At 48.6% G+C, this 22,875-nt stretch carries 13 protein-coding genes, 17 tRNA genes, 3 rRNA genes and 2 pseudogenes; 3 read left to right on the forward strand and 32 right to left on the reverse strand.

From position 1 onward, the window contains the following. Nucleotides 1-84: 84 nt before the first annotated feature. Both ACTWJ7_RS00205 and ACTWJ7_RS00210 read right to left on the reverse strand, forming a co-directional pair. Nucleotides 85-357, reverse strand: a complete 273-nt coding sequence (locus ACTWJ7_RS00205; RefSeq protein WP_443145043.1) for a helix-turn-helix domain-containing protein — start codon at nt 355-357, stop codon at nt 85-87. 74 nt (nt 358-431) lie between these two features. Then, nucleotides 432-626, reverse strand: a complete 195-nt coding sequence (locus tag ACTWJ7_RS00210; protein ID WP_405154747.1) for a helix-turn-helix domain-containing protein — start codon at nt 624-626, stop codon at nt 432-434. Between the two features lie 265 nt (nt 627-891). Here ACTWJ7_RS00210 and ACTWJ7_RS00215 point away from each other — a divergent pair, with 265 nt between their 5' ends. The 3 genes from ACTWJ7_RS00215 (at nt 892) to ACTWJ7_RS00225 (ending at nt 3,458) form a co-directional block, all read left to right on the forward strand. Next, entirely contained in the window at nt 892-1,644 is a 753-nt protein-coding gene (locus tag ACTWJ7_RS00215) for a helix-turn-helix domain-containing protein (protein WP_443145044.1), read from the forward strand. A 4-nt stretch (nt 1,645-1,648) separates the two neighbouring features. Further along, complete coding sequence (locus ACTWJ7_RS00220) at nt 1,649-2,122, forward strand: ImmA/IrrE family metallo-endopeptidase (RefSeq protein WP_443145045.1); 474 nt, start codon at nt 1,649-1,651, stop codon at nt 2,120-2,122. Between the two features lie 85 nt (nt 2,123-2,207). Then, a complete protein-coding gene (locus ACTWJ7_RS00225; RefSeq protein WP_443145046.1) occupies nt 2,208-3,458 on the forward strand; it encodes a tyrosine-type recombinase/integrase in 1,251 nt (416 codons plus the stop codon). A gap of 96 nt (nt 3,459-3,554) precedes the next feature. Here ACTWJ7_RS00225 and ACTWJ7_RS00230 read toward each other — a convergent pair. From ACTWJ7_RS00230 to ACTWJ7_RS00375, 30 genes and pseudogenes are all read right to left on the reverse strand, one after another. Then, nucleotides 3,555-3,625: transfer RNA gene (locus tag ACTWJ7_RS00230), tRNA-Gly, on the reverse strand. Nucleotides 3,626-3,634: 9 nt separating this feature from the next. After that, nucleotides 3,635-3,708, reverse strand: a tRNA-Pro gene (locus tag ACTWJ7_RS00235). 7 nt (nt 3,709-3,715) lie between these two features. Next, nucleotides 3,716-3,794, reverse strand: a tRNA-Leu gene (locus tag ACTWJ7_RS00240). 14 nt (nt 3,795-3,808) lie between these two features. Further along, a tRNA-Arg gene (locus ACTWJ7_RS00245) sits at nt 3,809-3,885 on the reverse strand. Nucleotides 3,886-3,891: 6 nt separating this feature from the next. Continuing rightward, a tRNA-Gly gene (locus ACTWJ7_RS00250) sits at nt 3,892-3,966 on the reverse strand. Nucleotides 3,967-3,976: 10 nt separating this feature from the next. Then, nucleotides 3,977-4,057: transfer RNA gene (locus tag ACTWJ7_RS00255), tRNA-Leu, on the reverse strand. Nucleotides 4,058-4,063: 6 nt separating this feature from the next. Then, a tRNA-Lys gene (locus tag ACTWJ7_RS00260) sits at nt 4,064-4,139 on the reverse strand. Between the two features lie 8 nt (nt 4,140-4,147). After that, a tRNA-Tyr gene (locus tag ACTWJ7_RS00265) sits at nt 4,148-4,233 on the reverse strand. 9 nt (nt 4,234-4,242) lie between these two features. Continuing rightward, nucleotides 4,243-4,318, reverse strand: a tRNA-Thr gene (locus tag ACTWJ7_RS00270). A gap of 20 nt (nt 4,319-4,338) precedes the next feature. Further along, a tRNA-Phe gene (locus tag ACTWJ7_RS00275) sits at nt 4,339-4,414 on the reverse strand. Between the two features lie 121 nt (nt 4,415-4,535). Then, nucleotides 4,536-4,613, reverse strand: a tRNA-Asp gene (locus ACTWJ7_RS00280). 27 nt (nt 4,614-4,640) lie between these two features. Next, nucleotides 4,641-4,714, reverse strand: a tRNA-Met gene (locus ACTWJ7_RS00285). A gap of 19 nt (nt 4,715-4,733) precedes the next feature. Beyond that, nucleotides 4,734-4,809: transfer RNA gene (locus ACTWJ7_RS00290), tRNA-Val, on the reverse strand. Nucleotides 4,810-4,816: 7 nt separating this feature from the next. Further along, nucleotides 4,817-4,888, reverse strand: a tRNA-Glu gene (locus tag ACTWJ7_RS00295). Between the two features lie 4 nt (nt 4,889-4,892). Next, nucleotides 4,893-4,968 (reverse strand) — tRNA-Asn (locus ACTWJ7_RS00300). A gap of 1 nt (nt 4,969) precedes the next feature. Further along, nucleotides 4,970-5,045, reverse strand: a tRNA-Ala gene (locus tag ACTWJ7_RS00305). Nucleotides 5,046-5,073: 28 nt separating this feature from the next. Further along, nucleotides 5,074-5,147, reverse strand: a tRNA-Ile gene (locus ACTWJ7_RS00310). Nucleotides 5,148-5,186: 39 nt separating this feature from the next. Beyond that, a 5S ribosomal RNA gene (rrf, locus tag ACTWJ7_RS00315) occupies nt 5,187-5,303 on the reverse strand. 83 nt (nt 5,304-5,386) lie between these two features. Further along, a 23S ribosomal RNA gene (locus tag ACTWJ7_RS00320) occupies nt 5,387-8,305 on the reverse strand. Nucleotides 8,306-8,658: 353 nt separating this feature from the next. After that, nucleotides 8,659-10,209: ribosomal RNA gene (locus tag ACTWJ7_RS00325) — 16S ribosomal RNA — on the reverse strand. The 16S, 23S and 5S rRNA genes sit together here with 17 tRNA genes alongside, the layout of an rRNA operon. A 682-nt stretch (nt 10,210-10,891) precedes the next feature. Continuing rightward, complete coding sequence (locus tag ACTWJ7_RS00330) at nt 10,892-11,437, reverse strand: GNAT family N-acetyltransferase (protein ID WP_301880994.1); 546 nt, start codon at nt 11,435-11,437, stop codon at nt 10,892-10,894. Nucleotides 11,438-11,490: 53 nt separating this feature from the next. Then, nucleotides 11,491-13,095, reverse strand: a complete 1,605-nt coding sequence (locus ACTWJ7_RS00335; RefSeq protein ID WP_301880995.1) for a response regulator — start codon at nt 13,093-13,095, stop codon at nt 11,491-11,493. Continuing rightward, nucleotides 13,092-13,919, reverse strand: a complete 828-nt coding sequence (locus tag ACTWJ7_RS00340) for a sensor histidine kinase (protein ID WP_443145047.1) — start codon at nt 13,917-13,919, stop codon at nt 13,092-13,094. Before ACTWJ7_RS00340 ends, ACTWJ7_RS00335 begins: the two co-directional genes overlap by 4 nt. Next, the gene (locus tag ACTWJ7_RS00345) at nt 13,883-15,082 is read right to left on the reverse strand and encodes a cache domain-containing sensor histidine kinase (RefSeq protein WP_443145048.1); all 1,200 of its coding nucleotides are present in this window, start codon (nt 15,080-15,082) and stop codon (nt 13,883-13,885) included. Before ACTWJ7_RS00345 ends, ACTWJ7_RS00340 begins: the two co-directional genes overlap by 37 nt. 27 nt (nt 15,083-15,109) lie before the next feature. Beyond that, a pseudogene (locus tag ACTWJ7_RS00350) lies at nt 15,110-15,957 on the reverse strand (carbohydrate ABC transporter permease). Further along, nucleotides 15,954-16,904 carry a carbohydrate ABC transporter permease gene (locus tag ACTWJ7_RS00355; protein WP_285079965.1) on the reverse strand — a complete coding sequence of 317 codons (951 nt, stop codon included), beginning with the start codon at nt 16,902-16,904 and terminating at the stop codon, nt 15,954-15,956. Before ACTWJ7_RS00355 ends, ACTWJ7_RS00350 begins: the two are co-directional and overlap by 4 nt. A gap of 46 nt (nt 16,905-16,950) precedes the next feature. After that, a complete protein-coding gene (locus ACTWJ7_RS00360; protein WP_301880998.1) occupies nt 16,951-18,288 on the reverse strand; it encodes an ABC transporter substrate-binding protein in 1,338 nt (445 codons plus the stop codon). Between the two features lie 320 nt (nt 18,289-18,608). Beyond that, nucleotides 18,609-20,951 (reverse strand): glycoside hydrolase family 88/105 protein, encoded by a 2,343-nt coding sequence (locus tag ACTWJ7_RS00365; RefSeq protein ID WP_301880999.1) that lies wholly within the window; start codon nt 20,949-20,951, stop codon nt 18,609-18,611. A 253-nt stretch (nt 20,952-21,204) separates the two neighbouring features. Next, a pseudogene (locus ACTWJ7_RS00370) lies at nt 21,205-21,528 on the reverse strand (BslA/BslB family hydrophobin); the annotation flags it as partial. 76 nt (nt 21,529-21,604) lie between these two features. Further along, entirely contained in the window at nt 21,605-22,783 is a 1,179-nt protein-coding gene (locus ACTWJ7_RS00375) for an S-layer homology domain-containing protein (protein ID WP_443145049.1), read from the reverse strand. Nucleotides 22,784-22,875 lie beyond the last annotated feature (92 nt).

A 22,875-nucleotide genomic window follows, 5' to 3' on the forward strand; every position in this document is an offset into this window, starting at 1 on the left:
CCTATTACGAGATAGAGTGTATTTGAGCTTTACTACACCGGCGCTACGGATTTACTACAGATTTACTACGGATTTAATGCCGATTCACTGTTCCTTTGCTTCTAGCCATTTATCTAAAGCGATCTGGCGGAAGTGAATTAATGTCCGATTTCGAATGAACGGGATATCGCCGTCTTTGACCATGCGCCGTAACGTTGAGTCCGAAACTTTTAAATACCGGCAAGCCTCAGCAAAGTCAAACACATTAGCATATAAGAGTTGTTCGAGGGTCGGTTTAAGCTCGGCCAGGATCTCATCTCTCAGTTCCTGTTTGATCTCCACTCGGAGCGCTTCAATAAAACCCACCGTGGATGGCATAATTATCACTTTCTTTCATTGTTAAGTGAACTAATTGAATATCAAGTTGTGTCAGAGGTACGCTTGACTAGGGTTTAGCAAACTTCGCTTTCCATACCCAGCAGCCTAGCGATCATAGGTTTTTGCTTCTTTCCTTCACGTGTTCCCTTAAGAATCTCGGAAACGTAAGTAACTGAGACACCGAGCTCACCAGCAAGATCCTTCATTTTAATGTTACGTTGGAACATGATCTTTCTCGCTTCAGCTCCAAACTCCGTATAATGCGGCATTTTTCACCCCTCCTTTGTAAGGGTTTGTAAAATAACAGCTTAATTATTGACAACCGACTGAAAATAAGCTAATATCACATAAGAAGGCATAACAAAATAAGCGTCGTTGGGGAACGATTTTTAGTACGGGGTCTGCTGACCTCTGGTTTTTTATTGCCTTTTTTGCTATTAATTAAGCTGTTGAAATAACAATAACCGATTATTTACGAATAGTCAACATTAATTAGTAAATAATCAGTCAATTATTTTGAAAGGGTGTCTGTACGTGTCTATAGTCGAAAATATCAAGTCACTTTGCGATGCAAAAGGAACATCAATCCCACGGGTAGAAAAGGAGTTGGGTTTCGGCAGAGGATCTATCTATAATTGGGAAAAAAGTTCCCCGTCAATAGATAAAATTGAAAAGATCGCAAAGCATTTCAATGTTTCTATTAATCGAATTCTGTATGGATTTGATGCAGATAAATTTTCGAATCTCACTAATATTGCAAAAGGTAATCGGACAATTACTGAATTCGTTTCAGAAACTGGAGTAGACCATAACGAGTTAATTAGAATTTGCTTAGGGTACACCTATGGCAGACCAGCCCTTGAGACTGTTAAGCGGATCGCTGCGCAGAACCAAAACTCCATTCTCTTCACAGAAGATGATTTCCTTGAAGCGGCAGGATATTTAAGTGAGCGTCAAATATCGGTTGCTCGAAAAAGAGCATTTGAGGAACTTGCTGAATACTACAGAGACCATGGGTTTTATGCTACTCTCCACACTGAGTTTTTCAATGAAGTTCATATTAGCCGAGAGAGAGGAAGCTGGACAGATGTTCTTCCCCTTAAGAAATTTCTTGAGAACGGTTATGATTTGCTCGATAAATACGAGTCAGAACTCGGAGTAGGTGAAATTCAAACAATTGCCGCACATCACGATGGCGATGATTGGACTCTGGAGGAGTTGGAAGACATTGAGGAATTCAAAGAACTGGTGAAACTAAGAAGGCAGCTTAAAAAGAACAAGGAGTGACGTGATGGTAGCCTACAACTACGAAAAACTATGCGCTGAGGCTTGTGTGTCAGACGTCGATATCGTCGAGAAGCCCTTACGAGGCAGAAGCAAGGGCTTCTACGCAGACGGGTTAATTCTTATAGATAAGCGAATCTCTACTATCATCGAAAAAACCTGCATACTTGCAGAAGAACTCGGGCACCATCACACGAGCTTCGGCGATATTCTTGATCAGAATATCATACATAAACGAAAGCAAGAACTTCGTGCCAGACAATGGGCCTACCAATGCATGATTCCCCTTGAGGGCATCGTCCAGGCCCATCATGCCCGAATTTCAGGTCGCTATGATCTTGCCGAATACCTGGGGGTGACGGAAGAGTTTCTTCAGGCTGCCATTGATCGCTATACCGAGAAGTTCGGTCTATCGCTTAGAGCAGATGAGCGACATATCATCTTTTTTGATCCGCTAGGAGTAATTGAATCCACCGTTTAACATCTCTCGTGATGGCCCATCACAACGGGCTTCTCATACCCAAAAACAGAACATACGTTCTTTAAAGGAGGTGGTTTTCATGTAATTGGAAGCAAAACAGATCGATGACAAACTAGAAAGGAAGAATGAAATGGCTTGGAGTGAACATCTGGTAGGCAACAAGTACAAAATTGTCGAGCGAGACCCCTCAAAGGCATCCAGACCGAAAAGGTCTGTTACCGTGTATATGCCTGAGGAGATTGCACGATCAAAGTCGGAAAAGAAAAAAGAATCCTGGCTTGCGCTTGAAGAGGCTAAATGGAGTGAAAAAGTAATAGGCGGGGAGGTTGTTAAGCAGGAGGATATTACATTTGAGAGTTTCATCCCCAAATGGGAAAAGGGCTATGCCACGCAAAACATGGGCGAATACACGCAGAACGTGAACCTCTACAATCTGAACAAATATGTAGTTCCAGAGTTTGGCCACCTGAAAATCAGTAAAATAACAACCCTGTACCTTGTCACCTTCTTCGGAGAGTTACGGCGCGAGAATGGCAAAGAGTTCGCCACTAATTCGAAATTGAATATCTACAAAGCGGTCAAGTCTGTGTTTGACGCTGCTCATGAGTGGGAGCTGATCGCGAAAAATCCAATGGATGGTGTTCAGCGTCCACGAACCAGTAAGAAAGAAAAGAAAGCCATGCGTGGGGTTAAAAAGGCATTCGATACCTCAGAGACAGAATCGGTCCTCCTGGCTCTATATGACCTCCCGGATAGGTGGAGACTCTATTACACTGGCTCGCTTCTTGGCGGCTTCAGACGGGGCGAATACTTGGCCGTAGAATGGCCTGATGTAGATTATGTTCGGAATGCCATCTGGATCGATAAGCAAATCACATTTGATAAAGAAGGCAAAAAGATTGAAGGCGAAGTGAAGACAGAAGAGTCCGAGGGTTGGGTAGCTATGCCGAAGTGGTACATGGCTCAGCTCAAGGAGTACGAACGATTATGGAAGAAAGAGAAATTCCAATGCAAAGATTGGGCTGGAGAGAATAAATCATATGTATTCCATGGCGGGAAAGGAATTATGTACTTCCCTACGACCCCCACAAGCACCTGGAGGAAGTTTTTACAGAAGAAGGGCATTCCACATGTCAAACTACATGGGTTGCGACACACGGCAGCCATGTTGCTCAGAGAAAGCGGCGCGGATCTCAAGACTATGCAGGAACGATTGCGGCATACCAAGATCGGAACGACAGCCGATATCTACACGCATCAGTCTGAGATGGTCTCCAGAGACGCCGCAGACCGTTTAGAGGTGTTTGATCCTAAAAAGTTGCGATTTGCCCCATGACCTGCCCCATGAACAAAAATAGTCTAGTCGTATGTCGAATTTTGGGTAAACAAAAAACCCTTGGTGGGCAAGGGTTTCAGGCGTTACAACTTACAAAGCGGGTGATGGGAATCGAACCCACGCTATTAGCTTGGAAGGCTAAAGTTCTACCATTGAACTACACCCGCATGTAAAAATCGGGATGACACGATTTGAACATGCGACCCCCTGGTCCCAAACCAGGTGCTCTACCAAGCTGAGCTACATCCCGTTATCTATACCGGCGAGAGGACTCGAACCTCCACGGTTTCCCACTCGATTTTGAGTCGAGCGCGTCTGCCATTCCGCCACGCCGGCATATGAAGTTATAATGGCGCGCCCTGAGAGATTCGAACTCCCGGCCTTTTGATTCGTAGTCAAACGCTCTATCCAGCTGAGCTAAGGGCGCAAATATTGGAGCGGACGACGGGAATCGAACCCGCGACCCTCGCCTTGGCAAGGCGATGCTCTACCGCTGAGCCACGTCCGCTTATAAAGGATGCGCGTGGAGGGACTTGAACCCCCACGTCAAAGACGCTAGATCCTAAGTCTAGTGCGTCTGCCAATTCCGCCACACGCGCATATGATGGTGAGTCATGAAGGGCTCGAACCTTCGACACCCTGATTAAAAGTCAGGTGCTCTACCAACTGAGCTAATGACTCATAGAAACTGGTGGAGGATGATGGATTCGAACCACCGAACCCGTACGGGAGCAGATTTACAGTCTGATGCGTTTGGCCGCTTCGCTAATCCTCCAGAATTACATGGTGCCGGCGAGAGGACTTGAACCCCCAACCTACTGATTACAAGTCAGTTGCTCTACCAGTTGAGCTACACCGGCGTATCCAATCATGATGAAAATGGTGGCTCGGGACGGAATCGAACCGCCGACACGAGGATTTTCAGTCCTCTGCTCTACCGACTGAGCTACCGAGCCTTATAAATGGCGGAACCGACGGGATACTCTCACTTCGTTCGAGACTGCGAAGCTGATGCTCTCGAAGTGAATGCTCCGACGAACCCAAAAACGGATTCTCATCCCTGAAGCAAAATCAAGATGGCGGAACCGACGGGATTCGAACCCGCGATCTCCTGCGTGACAGGCAGGCATGTTAGGCCAACTACACCACGGTTCCAGATCACTTTCTTAAAAGAAAGTATAATTGCGGGGGCAGGATTTGAACCTGCGGCCTTCGGGTTATGAGCCCGACGAGCTACCGGGCTGCTCCACCCCGCGTCGTTATTTAAAATCTATATGGTGGAGGCTGAGGGGTTCGAACCCCCGACCCTCTGCTTGTAAGGCAGATGCTCTCCCAGCTGAGCTAAGCCTCCATATTTATGACCCGTAGGGGATTCGAACCCCTGTTACCTCCGTGAAAGGGAGGTGTCTTAACCCCTTGACCAACGGGCCTTAATGGCTCCCCGAACAGGACTCGAACCTGTGACAACTCGATTAACAGTCGAGTGCTCTACCAACTGAGCTATCAGGGAATGGTGGAGCCAAGCGGGATCGAACCGCTGACCTCCTGCTTGCAAGGCAGGCGCTCTCCCAGCTGAGCTATGGCCCCATACACTTTAGTACATCTGGTATTACTATGGGCCCTGGTGGACTCGAACCACCGGCCTCACCCTTATCAGAGGTGCGCTCTAACCAACTGAGCTAAGGGCCCTTATGAAAATATCGAAAAAAAATACCCCAAAGGGGTTTCGCTTGGCGGCGTCCTACTCTCCCAGGACCCTGCGGTCCAAGTACCATCGGCGCTAGAGGGCTTAACGGTCGTGTTCGGGATGGGTACGTGTGGAACCCCTCCGCCATCGCCACCAAACGCATAGCTTAGCCTTACATTTCAGAGTTTATTCTCTGAAAACTAGATCCGAAACGAAATTTGCGATGTACAACCTGCATATCTTGGATAAGCCCTCGACCGATTAGTACTGGTCAGCTCCATGCATTGCTGCACTTCCACCCCCAGCCTATCTACCTCGTCGTCTTCAAGGGGTCTTACATACTGGGAAATCTCATCTTGAGGGGGCTTCACGCTTAGATGCTTTCAGCGCTTATCCCTTCCGTACATAGCTACCCAGCGGTGCTCCTGGCGGAACAACTGGTACACCAGCGGTACGTCCATCCCGGTCCTCTCGTACTAAGGACAGCTCCTCTCAAATTTCCTACGCCCACGACAGATAGGGACCGAACTGTCTCACGACGTTCTGAACCCAGCTCGCGTACCGCTTTAATGGGCGAACAGCCCAACCCTTGGGACCTACTTCAGCCCCAGGATGCGATGAGCCGACATCGAGGTGCCAAACCTCCCCGTCGATGTGGACTCTTGGGGAGATAAGCCTGTTATCCCCAGGGTAGCTTTTATCCGTTGAGCGATGGCCCTTCCATGCGGTACCACCGGATCACTAAGCCCGACTTTCGTCCCTGCTCGACTTGTAGGTCTCGCAGTCAAGCTCCCTTATGCCTTTGCACTCTTCGAATGATTTCCAACCATTCTGAGGGAACCTTTGGGCGCCTCCGTTACTCTTTAGGAGGCGACCGCCCCAGTCAAACTGCCCACCTGACACTGTCCCCGCACCGGATTACGGTACCAGGTTAGAACCTAGATACGATCAGGGTGGTATCCCAACGGTGCCTCCACACAAGCTGGCGCTCATGCTTCGTAGGCTCCCACCTATCCTGTACAGATCGTACCCAAATTCAATATCAAGCTGCAGTAAAGCTCCATGGGGTCTTTCCGTCTTGTCGCGGGTAACCTGCATCTTCACAGGTATTAAAATTTCACCGGATCTCTCGTTGAGACAGCGCCCAAGTCGTTACGCCATTCGTGCGGGTCAGAATTTACCTGACAAGGAATTTCGCTACCTTAGGACCGTTATAGTTACGGCCGCCGTTTACTGGGGCTTCGGTTCACAGCTTCGGATTGCTCCTAACCGCTCCCCTTAACCTTCCAGCACCGGGCAGGCGTCAGCCCGTATACTTCGCCTTACGGCTTCGCACAGACCTGTGTTTTTGCTAAACAGTCGCTTGGGCCTTTTCACTGCGGCCCCCTCGCGCTATTCACACTACCGGCATCCCTCTCCCGAAGTTACGGGGTCATTTTGCCGAGTTCCTTAACGAGAGTTCTTCCGCGCGCCTTAGAATTCTCTTCTCGCCTACCTGTGTCGGTTTGCGGTACGGGCACCATCACCTGGCTAGAGGCTTTTCTTGGCAGTGTGAGATCATGACCTTCGCTACTATAATTTTCGCTCCCCATCACAGTCCAGCCTTACGATGTGCGGATTTGCCTACACATCAGCCTCACTGCTTAGACGGACATCCATCAGTCCGCGTCACTACCCTGCTGCGTCCCCCCATTGCTCATAACGGCTTACGGTGGTACAGGAATTTCGACCTGTTGTCCTTCGACTACGCCTTTCGGCCTCGCCTTAGGTCCCGACTTACCCTGAGCGGACGAGCCTTCCTCAGGAACCCTTAGGCTTTCGGCGGATCAGATTCTCACTGATCTTTTCGTTACTCATACCGGCATTCTCACTTGTATAATGTCCAGCGCTCCTTACGGTACACCTTCAACCCTTATACAACGCTCCCCTACCCCTGATGCAAAGCATCAAGCCATAGCTTCGGTGGTGTGTTTAGCCCCGTTACATTTTCGGCGCAGAGTCACTCGACCAGTGAGCTATTACGCACTCTTTCAATGGTGGCTGCTTCTAAGCCAACATCCTGGTTGTCTGTGCAACTCCACATCCTTTCCCACTTAACACACACTTGGGGACCTTAGCTGATGGTCTGGGCTGTTTCCCTTTTGACAATGGATCTTAGCACTCACTGTCTGACTCCCGGAAGTAAGTCTATGGCATTCGGAGTTTGACTGAGCTTGGTAACCCTTGCGGCCCCGCACCCAATCAGTGCTCTACCTCCACGACTCTGTTTTCCGAGGCTAGCCCTAAAGCTATTTCGGGGAGAACCAGCTATCTCCGAGTTCGATTGGAATTTCTCCGCTACCCCCACCTCATCCCCGCATTTTTCAACATGCGTGGGTTCGGGCCTCCAGTGCGTGTTACCGCACCTTCACCCTGGACAGGGGTAGATCACCCGGTTTCGGGTCTACGTCCACGTACTAAGTCGCCCTGATTCAGACTCGCTTTCGCTGCGGCTCCGGCTCTTCACCTTAACCTTGCACGGGAACGTAACTCGCCGGTTCATTCTACAAAGGCACGCCATCACCCCTAAAACGGGCTCTGACTTTTTGTAAGCACACGGTTTCAGGTTCTATTTCACTCCCCTTCCGGGTGCTTTTCACCTTTCCCTCACGGTACTGCTTCACTATCGGTCGCTAGGAAGTATTTAGCCTTGGCAGATGGTCCTGCCGGATTCATACGGGGTTTCACGTGCCCCGCACTACTCGGGATCCGTCTCGGAGGGAACAGACTTTCAACTACAGGGCTTTTACCTTCTTTGGCGGGCCTTTCCAGACCTCTTCGCTTAACCGGTTCCTTTGTAACTCCATGTGAGACGTCCCACAACCCCAAAGAGCAAGCTCTCTGGTTTGGGCTTCTCCGCGTTCGCTCGCCGCTACTGACGGAATCACTATTGTTTTCTCTTCCTCAAGGTACTTAGATGTTTCAGTTCCCTTGGTATGCCTCTACACAACCTATGTATTCAGTTGTGAGTAACTGGAAATTACCCCAGCTGGGTTTCCCCATTCGGACACCCCCGGATCAAAGCTTGCTTACAGCTCCCCGAGGCAGTTTCGTTGTTCGCCACGTCCTTCATCGGCTCCTAGCGCCTAGGCATCCTCCGTGTGCTCTTAGTAGCTTAACCATACTCGCTCCGGTTTCGACTGCTCGCTTCCCTTGTTTTGCTTACGCAAAGCCAAAAGTCGCTCCCATTCGATACCATCGCAATGCAGTTTTCACTATTTATTGAAACTTGTTATACACAAGTTCAGCTAGGATGATTGTTGATCGGTTACTTGAACCGAACAAGCATTCATCCCTAAAAGGAATGTTCTAAATCGCAAAATTTCGTTTCGATATCTAGTTTTCAAAGAACAAGCTCCATGCAAAAGCAAGCTGTTTGAGAGTTTGAGCTCTCAAAACTGAGCAACGAGTGAGTAAGTTTTGCAGCTAAGCTGCGTATTTGAATGTTTCCACGCGGGAAACGATTCTCCATAGAAAGGAGGTGATCCAGCCGCACCTTCCGATACGGCTACCTTGTTACGACTTCACCCCAATCATCTATCCCACCTTCGGCGGCTGGCTCCTTGCGGTTACCCCACCGACTTCGGGTGTTATAAACTCTCGTGGTGTGACGGGCGGTGTGTACAAGACCCGGGAACGTATTCACCGCGGCATGCTGATCCGCGATTACTAGCAATTCCGACTTCATGCAGGCGAGTTGCAGCCTGCAATCCGAACTGAGACCGGCTTTTTAGGATTCGTTCCACCTCGCGGTTTCACTGCCCGTTGTACCGGCCATTGTAGTACGTGTGTAGCCCAGGTCATAAGGGGCATGATGATTTGACGTCATCCCCACCTTCCTCCGGTTTGTCACCGGCAGTCACCTTAGAGTGCCCACCCGAAGTGCTGGCAACTAAGATCAAGGGTTGCGCTCGTTGCGGGACTTAACCCAACATCTCACGACACGAGCTGACGACAACCATGCACCACCTGTCTCCTCTGTCCCGAAGGAAAGGTACATCTCTGTACCGATCAGAGGGATGTCAAGACCTGGTAAGGTTCTTCGCGTTGCTTCGAATTAAACCACATACTCCACTGCTTGTGCGGGTCCCCGTCAATTCCTTTGAGTTTCAGTCTTGCGACCGTACTCCCCAGGCGGAGTGCTTAATGTGTTAACTTCGGCACCAAGGGTATCGAAACCCCTAACACCTAGCACTCATCGTTTACGGCGTGGACTACCAGGGTATCTAATCCTGTTTGCTCCCCACGCTTTCGCGCCTCAGCGTCAGTTACAGCCCAGAGAGTCGCCTTCGCCACTGGTGTTCCTCCACATATCTACGCATTTCACCGCTACACGTGGAATTCCACTCTCCTCTTCTGCACTCAAGTCACCCAGTTTCCAGTGCGATCCGGGGTTGAGCCCCGGGATTAAACACCAGACTTAAATGACCGCCTGCGCGCGCTTTACGCCCAATAATTCCGGACAACGCTTGCCCCTACGTATTACCGCGGCTGCTGGCACGTAGTTAGCCGGGGCTTTCTTCTCAGGTACCGTCACCTTGAGAGCAGTTACTCTCCCAAGCGTTCTTCCCTGGCAACAGAGCTTTACGATCCGAAAACCTTCATCACTCACGCGGCATTGCTCCGTCAGGCTTTCGCCCATTGCGGAAGATTCCCTACTGCTGCCTCCCGTAGGAGTCTGGGCCGTGTCTCAGTCCCAGTGTGGCCGATCACCCTCTCAGGTCGGCTACGCATCGTCGCCTTGGTGAGCCGTTACCCCACCAACTAGCTAATGCGCCGCAGGCCCATCCCCAAGTGACAGATTGCTCCGTCTTTCCAGTTTTCTTCAGGAGAAGAAAACAACTATTCGGTATTAGCTACCGTTTCCGGTAGTTGTCCCAAGCTTGAGGGCAGGTTGCCTACGTGTTACTCACCCGTCCGCCGCTAACCATCGGAGAAGCAAGCTTCTCTTCAAGTCCGCTCGACTTGCATGTATTAGGCATGCCGCCAGCGTTCGTCCTGAGCCAGGATCAAACTCTCCAATAAAGTATTGAAAAGAGCGATATGCTCATTTTGAAACTGACGAGATTAAAAATCTCATTTATGCTTCGAAATCATACGGTCCGAAGACGTGTACCGATTTCTCAGCGTCGATCTTGCAAGCAAGATCGTTACTCACTCGTTGTTCAGTTTTCAAAGATCAAACTTGTTCCGTTACTAAGCTTCGTTCATCTCAGCAACTTTTATATCTTATCACTTCCGAACCAACTTTGCAAGCTCTTTTTTTAAGTTTCTTTCGAAGCTTATTCGTTTCGCTTGCCGCACCGTATTTCTCGTGTTTTCTTGGCCGGAATTAGAATATACCATGTGGCAAAATTAATTGCAACCCTTAATTAATAATTAATATTAATTTATTTATAACCATAACCCTGTTAAGCATCCCTATCTTAAAGTGAAGTGGTAGTCGTTACTGTTCATAGTAAACTGAGTGTCTATTCTTTTTAACAAACACGATCAGGCAGTTTAAGGGATCATTACTTTTGTACCTCTATATACAGAGATAAGAAATCATGTTTCAGGAAATCTACATCTAATAGATAATAACTCTCCCCGGGAGAGATGGGTAATGACTCTAGTATTTGTTCTTTCATATAATAGAATCGTTTTTGAAACAATAGACAGGATGGCAGATATCGCTAGCAACTACCCCATCGCAAGTTTCTCCACCTCAGCCCCTGAATCTTCCCATCATAACTGTATCGTAATACCGACCGTCCGCATGTCGTCGATCCTTTTTCAATATCCCCTCTATTTCGAAGCCCATTCCCTTATAAAGCTCCATCGCTTTATCGTTCGTTCCTACCACGCTCAAGCTCATCTTCTCAATTCCATTTGTATCTGCCCACTCTATCGAAAGTGCAAGCAGTTTCTTGCCGATCCCGTAACCCCAGAACTTTTTCGATACGCAAACACCAAATTCAACCTTATGAGAAAATCGCTTTAGATCCACGCCTTCACATCGGGAGTATCCTACAATTTGATCCTTTACGAGGGCGACGAGAAACAGGTTTCTCTTTCTTTCCGTGTCCAACCGGATTATTTCTTCAAATCCTGCCGGGTCAATGAATCCTTCACCTTGTTCGCGATCCATGTTCTCGGTCTCTCCATCCATTTGTACACGTAGTGAAGACAATGCCTTAGCATCCTGTTCCTCTGCGGACCTAATTGAATAGGTCAATCCTTTTACGTTAAACTCCTGTTGATCGATGATCATACGATATTATCCACCCAATCCACTTTATTTTTTGCCTAATCCTATTCATAGCTCTACCCGATTTCAGACGGACTCTTGCCCGTAAGCATCTTGAACACCTGACTGAAATACGTCGCGTTGCGGAACCCGGTCATCTCACTAACCTCGTAGACCATGTAATGCCCTGACTGTAACAGTTCCATCGCTCGTTGAATCCGGTACCCGTTCACATAACTCACAAAGTTATCTCCAGTTACTCTTTTGAATAGCTGGCTCAAATATTTGGGGTGTACAAACAGGCCCTTGGCAATGCCTTCAAAACTGATCTCTTCAGCATAATGAACTTCAACGTACTGTTTCACCTGCTCCACCAGTTTATTGCTTTTTTTCTCGCCCATCTCTTTCCGTGTCTGTTCCATCCAGTTTTGAATAATGCCATCCATCCAGCATATCAGATCCTGCAGCCCATATTTCGATTGAATTTCCCGCAAAAAATTACTCATCGCTACCGGCGGTGCCAGCGTGGGATAATGTCGGTTCCAGCTATGAATCAGCGTGTTGAATAGGCTCACCGCCACAACCTGCACATCCTGAATACTGGTACCACTCCCTTCGTTCAGCAGATTGCGAATCTGAATCCATATTTCCTCTGCCAGATCGGTCCTCATATCCGCCCAGAACTCATTCCAATGACGTAGCAATAGCGAATAGTCCGTCACACTCGACGTAGAGGAATCAGTTGAATCATAACGATATACGCGGCTCCCACCCTGAAATTCTGCTTTTTCCAGCGCATCCCTGCTCTCCAGATAGGAGTCCATCACTTCACATAAGTGACCTTTGGACGTCCCAATACCTGCACTCATTTCGATCTTGAGATACGTAAAAATCTGATCAATCATCCGTTCAACAATCGACTCCATATGTTCTAGCAGATCCTTCTCACCAAATAGAAGCAGTACAAACACCTGATCCGAATAGTCCACGATCTCCACCTGGCATTCATTTAGTTGCGAAGTCTGCTCCCTGACGGTCTCCTGAATAATATCCGCTGCCCCATACCTTAATAGCTGCCAGTCCCGCTCTTTCATCCGTGTCAGAAATGCAGGCCGATACAACTGCAAACTGATGGCGCGTACCTGAGCAGGCATGCGAATACCCACATAATCCATACGCTCCGCAGGTAACTCCTCTTCCTTATAGCGAGTAGTTAACAGTTCGTGGAGAAACAATTTGCGCAGATAGGGAACCACCCGCCCAATCTCCTGTTTGTACGTCCGCTCCAGCTGCTCATGCCGCTCACGTACATCCTGTTCCAGTAACACCTCACGCAAAACAGACTCAATCTCCTCCACTTCCGCGGGTTTCAGCAAAAAATGATTTACACCCCAGCGCATAGCCGCCCGGGCATTCTCGAATTCATCATATCCGCTAAGGATGATGATCGGCAGATGAGGATGGTCCCGCCTCAATGTTTGCGTGACCTCAAGCCCTGTCATGCCTGGCATATAGACATCCGTCATCACCAGATCCGGACGCAGCCGATGGAACAGCTCCAGTGCATCCATGCCATTGGAGGCCGTTCCTGCGATGCTAAGGCCAAGAGAGGGCCAATTAATATGGTCGGTTAATGCTTTTACAATATGCGGATCATCGTCTACAAGCATAATGGTTTTCATTCATTTTCACCGTCCAGCCAAAAGTTTAATTGCTCCTCCGTCTCAATGCGTGGCAGTGTAATGGTCACCTCTACCCCGCCTGATTCACCTGCACGTATATCAACACCATACCCGGCGCCACAATACAGCTGAATGCGCTGATGTACATTTCGTATACCAATTCCAGACGTCTCTTCCAGCTTCCAATCTTCAGGCAGGCCCTGTCCGTTATCCTTAATGCGAATGATGATTTTGGGTGCGTGCGCAGACTTTCTGGGCGGACGATAGCCCATGGATTGAATGCCCCGTTCCGTTAACTCTGGTGACTCGATGATAAGGTTGGTTGGCGAATCCTTCAACTCAGGTAAATTGCTGCTCTCCGATTCCTGCATATCCACCTGTATGCGAAGTTTTCCTTCCTTCGGATGCCCATGCATCACCGCATTCTCGATAAAGGGCTGCAAAATGATTTTGGGAATGTAGCACCCGCGCACTAGCGGATCGATATGTTCCTGATAATCAATGGAGAACGGCAGCCGCTCGGACTGAATGCTGACGTAACAACGGGCATGCTCCAGCTCATCACGCACCCGGATAAATAGTTTGCCTCCGCTCAATCCAATACGTAAAAGTTTGCTGAGTTGCACAATCATACGGCTGATATCCTTGGCTTCATAATCGAGAGCACGCCAGTGAATCATGTCGAGTGTGTTGTAGAGAAAATGCGGTTTGATTTGCGCCTCCAGCAAACCGGTCTGGGCTTCACGCTTCGCGCGGCTCTCTTCCTTGACCTGGTCCATCAGCTCTGTCAGCTGTGAAGCCATATGGTTAAAACCATACGCCAAATGGGCATATTCCTCGGTGAACGAAGCTGAACCCGGGTATTGAAGTCCCCTTTCTCCAGTTGCCTCATCCGTTTGATCAGCTGACGCAAGGGGCGAACAATCCGCCGCACGAACAAATACGCGAGTATCGCCGAGCATAATAACCCCAGTACGGCTATTCCAAGGACCTGCCATCCTGCCTGCCTCACAGGAGATAACAGTGTGTGCACAGGGATAGTCTGTACCAGACGCCACTGAAGCATGGCAGGTCTTGAATATAGAACAAGCTGCGCCCCACCGGGCTTGCCGGAAACCACTTCAAATCCGTCCTCTCCATGTTCAACATGCTCCTGAATCCATGCACGATCTACAACAGGTTCACTTTCCCTAGCAGCAGATGCATTAATAGAAGAAAAAAGTTTGGAGGCTTCATTGGTTGAGCTCAACTCCCTACTAGACGCTACCTCTAAATTGTTATCGCCCATCTGCATAACGACGTTGCCTGCGGTATCCACCAACAGTACCTGTCCATCCAGCACCATGGGCAGATCCGCAAATCGGCGAACAATATCCTCGCGACTCAGGCGGATGAGCACGTAGGCCACCGTCCCGCCCCGGCTATCAAAGATTCGCTGGGCGTATCCGATTAGCGATTGGCCAGACTCATTTTCCCGCAGAGGTACCCAGGCCGCGTCCGCCTGCTGCAGTGCAGCAAACCATGAATCACCGGCAATCGTATCCACTGGATAGATGCGATCAGCCATTGTGACGGTGACACCGTTGAAGGCATCCGTATACAACTCTATTGATGTAATGCCTTCACTAACTACCAACGTGTGCTCCAGTATTTTGGATACCTCGCGCCGTTGGTGAATCTGTGTCAGCCTTCCCGTCCCCTTTGTTTCCAGCAGATTGGACAGCTCACGGTTGCTCGCCAGAGCATAGGCCGTCCCTGTCACACCTGTAATAAAATCAAACCCCCGGCGCGTACTCTCATTCAGGAGAGCCAGCCTCGCTTTACTAATCTCGGTAAACGTGACGGCAGAGAATGACTGATATGCCAGCCAGACAATAACAGAGACGAGCAGCAGGTTAAACGCAATAAAGCAAGTCACCATCAACGTGGAGAGCTTGCTTTGTTGCAGCTTTCGATTTAGGAATAACGACAATCTTCGTTTCCGCATGTGGAATCAACTCGTTTCGTCTTGGAATTACCCTTTGAGCCCGGAGGTCGCGATTCCTTCCACGAAGTACTTTTGACACACGATAAATACGATAAAGCAAGGCACCAGCGACAGCACTGACATTGCAAACATTGGACCCCAATCGGACTGGGAGCTGGAATCGAGGAACAGGCGAAGGCCCAGCGGCACCGTGTATTTGCTGACATCACTCAGATAGATCAACTGGCTGAAGAAATCGTCCCATGTCCACAAAAAAGTAAAGATCATCGTCGTTACCAGCGCCGGAAAGGCCAGCGGAATGATAATTTTGGTGTAAATTCGTACAGGACCACATCCATCAATCGTAGCCGCTTCATCCAGCTCTTTGGGCAATCCCGGAAGAACTGGACCATTAGGAAAATGAAGAACGCATCGGTGGCCAGCCATTTCGGCACTACCAAAGGCAGATACGTATTCACCCATTCCAGATGGTTAAACAGAATATATTGGGGGATTAACGTCACATGATGTGGCAACATGATCGTCATGAGCATCAAGCCAAAGCAAATCGCTTTGAACCGAAAATTCAATCGGGCAAAGGCGTATGCCGCCATCGAGCAAGAGATGACATTGCCAAGTACAGCGCCCAGCGACAGGACAACCGAGTTGGTTAGAAAACGGGAGAAGGGATTCCCCTGAATGCCCGTCCAGCCATTGATGTAATTTTGCCAATTCCATTCTTGCGGCCAGAACCACGTTTCGGTGAAGATCATATGTCCCGGTTTGAATGAGCTGCCCAGCATCCAGAGCACCGGATAAAGCATGACAAAGGCAATGCCCGAGATCAGTACATGTTTGGCGACTACCCATGCAGCAGAGTTTCGTTGTCCAATCATGATTTCCCACCATCCTCATAGTGCACCCACAGCTTGCTGCTGCGGAATACCAGCAATGTAAAGACACCGATCAGGATTACCAGCACCCAGGCCATCGCGGATGCATAACCCATCTGGAAGAACGAAAAGCCTTTTTTGTACAGATATAGAGAGTACATTAATGTTGAATTGACAGGCCCTCCGCTGCCGTTGCTAATGACAAAAGCCTGAGTAAAGGACTGAAAGGACGTGATCAGCTGCATCACGAGATTGAAAAAGATCACCGGTGACAGAATCGGCAGTGTGATATAAAAGAATCGCCGGAGCGGTCCGGCACCGTCAACCGCAGAAGCTTCGTCATATTCAGGTGGAATCTGCTTCAAACCTGCCAGGAAAATAATCATCGACGATCCGAACTGCCATACCGACAGCAGCACGATTGAATACAGGGCATACTTCGGGTTGGCGACCCAATCGGGTGCTTTAATGCCTATCATGGCGAGCAAACCATTAAGAAGTCCATCCCCGCCCAGCATTTTGCGCCACAGCATCGCAATGGCTACACTTCCCCCAAGCAAAGTTGGGATGTAATACACCGTACGGTAGATGCCGAGCCCGCGAATGCCCTTGTTCAACAGCATTGCCACCAGCAGAGCAAAGATTAGCTTGATCGGTACAGATACGGCGACATACGTAAATGTGACTTTGAGCGATTGGATGAATAGCTTATCCGATGTAAACATCGTGGTGTAGTTATCCAGACCAACCCAGGAAGGGGCGGCCAGGATACTGTAGTCGGTGAACGAAATGTATAAGGAAACGAGCATCGGGCCAAGTGTCAGAAACAATAAACCAACCAGCCATGGGGCCAGGAACAGAAGCGCTGCTCCATTATGGGCATATCTCCGTTTCACCCGCCGGGCTGCCACACGCTCGGTTCGGGCTTGAGTGACCTGTGTTGTACTCATCTTCGCAACCTCCCCGCGGAATATGAAGTATGGAACCGTTCGAGTATTATTGACTTGATGCAAGTGTCGCTTTGGCACCTTCAATAAACTGCGCAATTACATCCGGTGTGTTGCTTTGACCAAAGGCGATCTGCTCGCTTGCACTTTTGAAGCTGGTATCCACTTCGGAAAAACCTTGCGGGTAGGGTGGGTCAATCTCACTGGAGTTTTTCGAAACGACATCGATAAATTGGAAGATCGCTTGCTCCGCTTCGGGCAGCGTAGGCTGCATCTTCTCACGGATGCTGGAATTGACGGGTACTCCGCGCTCCGAACCGAGAATAGCAGTAGCTTCGGGATCATTTACCATGAAGTCGATAAACATCGCCACTTCCTTCGGATGCTTCGTTTTGCCATAACCGGACAGGAACTGGCCCGCTTTCAGGTATTCACCGATTTGCTTTTCATCCACACCATGCGGAAGCACTTGTATCCCGAGCTTATGATCCTGATTTTTGTTTACCTGCTGGAACGTCAGCAATTGGTTAGACCAGGCAAAATCCATGGCTGCTGTACCAAGCGAAATCGGGCGTGTTTCGAGTGCATTCGTCGTGGATGCCGTCACTTCTGCAGAGGTCGCACCCCCGTTCTCACGAAGTGCCCCCCACATGTCAAACCATTGCTGAAGCTCTTCACTGGTAGCTGTCAGCGTCCCGCCATCAAATAGGCCCTTTCCTGATTGCCGGATAAATACTTCAAACATGTTGGTGGTTCCCGAAACATCTGCCGAACCGTAGAAACCGTCACCCTTCTCTGCTGCAATCTTGGCAGCGATATCGCTAAAATCCTTCCACGTCCAGCTTTCCTGCGGCTCCTCGATCCCGAGCTCCTTGAATACGGTCGCGTCGTAGATAACACCTGGTGCATTTACACCTAATGTAATCGCGTATAATTTATCGTCAATTGATCCGGCTTTGAGCATGCTCTTGTCATGATCGTCTGTACGCAGCTCTTTGCTCTCTGCATATGGGGTCAGGTCAAGTAAAGCACCACGCCGGGCGAAATCGGTAAGAAAGGCATAATCCATCTGTATGATATCCGGCGCATTGGAACCAGCTACCTGTGTGGTCAGCTTGTCAAAGTATCCGTCCCAACCGGAATATTCCGGTTTAATGGTAATGCCAGGGTGTTTCTCCTCAAACAGCTTGATCACTTTGGTCGTGAGATCGTGGCGAGTCTGCGACCCCCACCAGGTCATACGAAGTTCAATTTTGCCGGAAGCCTCACCATCATCCCCTCCTTCATTGGAGGAAGCAGATGGTCCTGAAGATCCTCCGGAACAAGCTGTAGCGAACATTAACAGGGATAGGCAGAACAGGGTTACCCACTTTTTGGTATTCAACATGAATGAATTTCCTCCCCTTTTTGCTATTGTGGAATCGCTTACAAAACTATTGTAACGGCCTATAGCTGCTCATGACATAAACAAAAGTAAGCTTTCCTGTCAAAAAAGTAAGGGGTTGGGACAAAGGTCCATTCAATCGAGCATTGCATAAATCCAAAGATCGCCTTTCTTTCGGCAAGATATAGATCGATATTCATAGTGATTAAATAACCACCAGGAATAATGCCCCAGTGGTTATCATATATACTGCAATCTTTATACAGCGGGCCGTGCCTCGCTACATCTCAACGGTGGTCCTTTACTGATTTCACCTAACCCTTTCAGGATTGCGTCACAGCAGTTGATGACACCTTATGCTGAGCCAGATGTTTCTTCATCTTCGCTACCTCGGTTCCTGCCAGCATCATAATGCCAATTCCGTGATTGTCATTCGTCACCGTGAGCAGGTCTTTATTGTAGTACTCTGCGGTAAAGGCATATCTTGACCCACTGCACACACCATGTACATTTCCCTGACGGTCAATCGCTTTACAGGTCAATCCGTTCCAAGCCCGCTCAGCAGCTTCAATGTAACGCGCGGGTTGATTTAACCAGCCAAAACGCACTCCCCGTGCAAAACCATAGGCAAACATCGCGGTACAGGAGGCTTCCTGGTATGTTTCCGAATCATTCAATACCTGATGCCATAATCCACCCTCTCCTTGCAGAGCTGCATATCCTTCACATAATTCATTGAAGAAGGCAATTAAAGCCGGACGCTCTGGGTGCTCTGCCGGCAAAGCTTCCAATACCTCAGACAACGAAAAGAGTGTCCATCCATTTCCCCGTCCCCACGGAATCTGTGTCGCCTGTCCATATTTGAAATCGTATACGTGAGACATGATCTTGAAATCCGGCATGAACAAATACTTCCGATACAGTAAAAATTGTCTGGCCGCTTCATCCAATGGTGACATATCCCCTGTCAGTCGGGCATACCGCACGAGAAACGGTGTGCTCATATAAAGGTCGTCTGCCCACATTGTGTTCTCGGCAAATTCTCCGATACACTCGCGGTAAAATGCACCGTCTGGCTGTCTTTCCAACCGGGTCAGCATAAAATCCGCAATCCGATCCGCAATAGGCAAGAACGTCGGCTCCTGACATTCTGAATAAGCCTCCAGCATCGCGGAGCCAAACGAGCCACAGTTATCCAGCATTTTCAGCATAACCAACTGCTGGTTAACCGCCGGGAAACCATACTGATCCCTATCCCATAATGAGTACTCATCCATTCGAGTGCACGCCTGCACATGATCTGCGGCATAACGCGTAATATCAGGTCGCTGCAAATAACGTCCGGTCTGCAACAGACCATACACGGTGACACCCAATGGATAGTCCCAACGACCATAGTTGGTCACACTGCCTACTGTCCATTTGTTACTGAGCATTGCATTTTCATAATAGGGACGTATCCACGCATCCGGCCTGTCCAGCTGCCAATACACGCGTCCATTTTGTGCCCGATAGCTACCCGTTTCTTCTCGGTTATCCTGCATTATACTTCCTTTATACACCCGATCTGTACGCATCAGATCCTGCAAATCAGGTTCGATCTCCTCCGATGTAAAAGGGCCGAGATATAACAACGACTCTCCGGAAGCTCCGTGTACACGCTGAGGAAGCTCCAGCTCCAGTTGCTCTCCATTCACCGTTGCGTTTATAACAAAATCCCATAGCTCAGCCGTATCACTACATTCACTGCGAACCAACAGGTCGTTCCGTCCAAAAGATGCGGGTATCTCCACGTCGAATGGGTCCGCTTCCTTTAATTGAAACGCCATTTCGCCGTTCAGCCATATATTCAGAGGCCCGGAAGAATGACCAGTCAAACGGATGGCGCAATCGCTTGAATCCCTGTTGATTAACCGTGTCCACGCATAAATTCGCTGACCAGGAAGATGTCCGTACATTCGCTCAAGTGTCGGTTGCGTCTGCTTTTCCGCTGACCATTGCGGTTCCGGCAGCCACTCTAGTCTGTGATTCTCTTCTTTTCCGAGCAAGTTCCATTCTGGTTGACTGTCCTCCGCTATTTCGGATGTATGGTCCAGGTTAAACGAGAACGTTTCTTCCGAATTTACAGGTTTGGAATACACCCATCCAGCCTGCCCCTGTCTCTCCTGGAAAGGAGCGAGCACATTCAGAATGCGCACTTTCCCCTCGTCCGAGCCAAACTGACATCCAAAGCCCGCAGGTGTAGACTTCATCTCCAGCAACAACGTATTCCAGCCCGGCTTAATGTCGATTCCCAGCTTCACGGTCGCGTCCAGACTGATCTCATCCATTACCGTGGAGCGATATACCAATTGCTCGTTAAAATAGAAGCGAACAGGTCCATAACAGCGGACCAGCACATCCAGATTTCGATCTTCATCTCCCCAAACCAGCGCTGCGGCGTAGGAAACCTGACCTTTTGGGGCATCAGGGAAGCGATTATTCAAATTCAGATCATACAGACCTTTTTCGTTTTGTAAAATACCAGACTTCTGGAATACCCGATATACAAAATCAGCCTGCGCATTGGCCCCAATATACCTCTCAGCCAGTACCTTCAGTACTTGATCCTGATCTTCCCCGAATCGATAATACATGCTCTGCGGTTCACTAAAATACGTTGTCATTGAATGCCCACATCCCTCTCTGTTATCATACAAGGTATAGCGCTTAACCTTTGTGAGAATTTCCCTTGTTGAAGGGGCCACGATGGCTTGTTAACCTTCAGAACAGACGAATAATAATCCAAGTATAACTGACATGCTCTATAGTGGCTACAGATTTTTGATTACGCTTACAAATAAATAATTGTGTTTTCAGTCTGACGGTAAAACAATACAACGGACTACATCGTTGTAGTCCGTCTCATTTAAATTGCACTTATCCGAAAATATCAAAGTTAACGAATAGCTTCCCGGTTTCTTCATATACGGATTTCGTTAATCCTTCGCCGTCAGCATCAACGCGAATGTTCAAATCATATAGACCTTTTGTCGCATTCATCTTATTGCCCAATTGCAAAGTAATACGTGTGCCGGATTGTACACTTACTTTAATCTTAAGCGTATGACCATCATTGCTGATCTGACTGCTATCAATCGTATAAGACTCACCATCAAGTACATAAGAATCATTTACGCTAAACTGGAAAGCATCCGTAGAGTACTCAATCATGCCATCCACAAAATCTTCCCCTACTTCGTAATTTAAAGAAAATGGAGCATTCTCATATTGAACCTGGAGATACTTGGTTTTGGCGTTACTTGAGTCGAAACCAAAATTATTGGACCCTGATAGTCGGCACGTCTACTGGCATCTCTCCTTTCACCAGTGTAAATGCCAGAACATGTGATGCATCCTTAGGCGACTCATTACCTGCTGAATCCTTGGCGGTAACCACATACTTGTAGTCTCCCGGAATCAAATTTTCCAACTTGGTAAGCGCAAGAGAACCATCCGCTTTGCTTTTGGCAAGGGGAATTCCTTCGTCCAACTCTCCTTCATCCACGACTCCGTTCGTATTCGCATCAGTCCATCTATAGAAAGTTACAACGGCTCCTTCTTCGCTGACTGCTCCAGGATCGCCCTGAACTTGATCCCAGGTTCTGCTGTAATTATCGATAATGCTAAATTTACTTACATCGACCGTCGGTGCTGTTATATCCGCAGGCACAGATGGACTCGTACTTTCGCCACCACTTCCACTCGATGATGACCCGTTATTATTCCAACTGATAGATGGGGATAGAGTAGGCACAGGCGTTGGTGTTACCTCTGGTGTTGGCGTCGGTACTGGTTCAGGTTGTGGTGCAGGTTGTGGTGCAGGTGTTTCCTTTATCGTTTGCAGTAATCGGGAAGCCGTCAATGCTGCAGCTTGACGATCCGCTTGCAAAGCCGGTTTGAACATGTTGTTTTGATCACCGATAATGAATCCAGCTTCGAGCGCCGCTCCAACTGCATCTTTCGCATACTCCGAGATACTTGCGCTGTCCTTGAATGTTAACAAAACACCTTTGCCCGATACATCTGTTCCCATCGCCCTCATCAAAGTTACGACCATATCCTGTCTGGATAATGTCTGGCCACTCCCGAATTTCCCGCTTCCCATGCCTTTAAATATGCCTGCTTGGTATACTGCTTCAACAGAAGTATAGGCATAACTGGTCACAGGAATGTCTGTAAATGTCGGATTGGATGGAGCATTATTGGTTACATCCAGCTTTAACGTCTTGGCAATAAGGATGGCAAAATCCTGTCTGGTGATCATACCTGATGGATTAAATCGACCATCACTGAATCCGGCGATAATCCCTTCAGTTTGCAACTCTACAATGGCATCCTTGGCGTAGGATTTATCGATATCGGTAAATGATACTGCGGCGTTAGCCTGTGTCGTCCACAAAGATGTTGTCAACAAGGATGCCGCTAGAATCGAGCTGATGAAATGATTTTTTCTCAAAAGAATGCTCCTCCTCAAAATCTAATGGAAAATTACTAAAATAATATGGACATGTACGATAATCCACATTATATAGAGGGGCTCTGAACCGA

It is taken from the genome of Paenibacillus sp. 1A_MP2 (genome assembly GCF_052244825.1).
In the GTDB taxonomy this organism is placed as follows: domain Bacteria; phylum Bacillota; class Bacilli; order Paenibacillales; family Paenibacillaceae; genus Paenibacillus; species Paenibacillus vandeheii.